This window comes from Pseudoalteromonas sp. bablab_jr010 (genome assembly GCF_016464105.1).
Lineage (GTDB): Bacteria > Pseudomonadota > Gammaproteobacteria > Enterobacterales > Alteromonadaceae > Pseudoalteromonas > Pseudoalteromonas simplex.
In genome coordinates, this window is sequence record NZ_JACDWV010000063.1 from 1 (window position 1) to 1,668 (window position 1,668).

The 1,668-nt window shown below is 44.7% G+C and carries 1 protein-coding gene; it reads left to right on the forward strand.

What is annotated here, in order from left to right; genetic code table 11:
- Positions 1–427: 427 nt before the first annotated feature.
- Positions 428–1,668, forward strand: a 1,241-nt coding sequence (ltrA, locus tag JIG37_RS04040) for a group II intron reverse transcriptase/maturase (RefSeq protein WP_199528742.1), incomplete at its 3' end; no start/stop codon positions are given.

Below are 1,668 nucleotides of genomic sequence, written 5' to 3' on the forward strand. Positions count from 1 at the left end.
GAGAGGACGATCCTCCTGATAACCACAAATCGGGTGAGTGCTAGGCCGTCAGTATGATGAACATAAGTGAATCCGCGTAAGGTGCGTTATATGATGAAACAGCGGAAGTGGTTAATACGCTGTAGCCAAAAGGCGCGAGAGTCGGAAAGAGATTGCCCCATGCTCTTTCGTGATCACTGAACTCTCCGCACTATAGCGGGCATCTAACCTGACATCGCGCAACATACGGAACACGGTAAGCCTGTATCACTCCCTTTGGGAAAGCTTATATAGCCGATAGTGATGCAGGTAGAGGATGTTGGAGAAAGCAAAGGCTGGATTGTAATGATGCAGATACAGACGTCTGTCTGGCACGAAAGTGAGCTGACTTCCGACTGGTCTTCCTTTGCAAGAGAATTTGAAGAACTTTATTCAAGGAGAAACGCAAATGATGATTTCAAAAGAGATTAGTGCCTCTTCTGACAGTGCTCAATGGCAATCCATAAATTGGAAAACTGTTGAGTCACACGTTTTAAAGCTTCAGATGCGTATTGCAAAAGCAACAAGAGAAAGTAAACACGGCAAAGCGAAAGCATTGCAGTGGATACTGACTCACTCGCATTCGGCAAAACTTCTTGCTGTTAAGCGAGTATCACAAAACAAAGGCAGTAAAACGCCCGGAATAGACGGCGTCATCTGGAATACGGATACGCGCCGCATGAAAGCAGTCAATCAATTGAGCAGAAAAGCTTATCAAGCCAAACCGCTCAAGCGTATCTACATCCCTAAGAAAAACGGCAAGCTCAGACCTTTGGGTATCCCGTGTATGGTCGATAGAGCGCTGCAAGCGCTTCATCTTCTCGCACTAGAGCCTGTGTCAGAAACACTTGCTGACCCAAATAGTTACGGCTTTCGGCGCAACAGAAGTACTGCTGATGCTATTGCTCAGTGTTTTCTCTGTTTGAGTAAAAAGCAATCCGCTCAATGGGTTCTTGAGGGAGATATTAAAGCCTGTTTCGACAAAATTGGGCATCAATGGCTTATGAATAATATAGCTGTAGATAAACGAATGTTGGAACAATGGTTAAAGTCTGGTTTTATGGACAAAGGGCTGTTCTATCGCACTGACGAGGGAACACCACAAGGCGGGATCATATCTCCAACCTTGATGCTGATGACTCTTGCAGGTCTTGAGCAACGCATAAAGTCCACCGCACTTAAAAATGGGGCGAGAGCCAACTTTATAGGATACGCTGATGATTTCGTTGTCACTTGCACTTCAAAGGACGTGCTGGAGAACGATATCAAACCGTTGATTGCTGACTTCTTAGCACACAGAGGCTTAACGCTCTCCGAAGAGAAAACGCACATTACTCACATTAGCCGTGGTTTTGACTTTCTAGGCTTTAACCATAGGAAGTACAAAGGAAAGCTGCTCATTAAACCGAGTAAATCTAACACGTTAATATTTCTGAGTAACTTGCGCGAACTCACTAAAAAGCACGCAACCACCCCCGTTAACGATCTAATCAAGTTGATAAATCCGAAACTCAGGGGTTGGTCGAATTACTATCGCCATTGCGTTGCCAAACAAGTATTCGGATATGTGAGCCACAAACTATTTCTAGCGTTATGGCATTGGGCTAAAAGGCGTCATCCAACAAAATCAAAAACTTGGATCGCCATGAA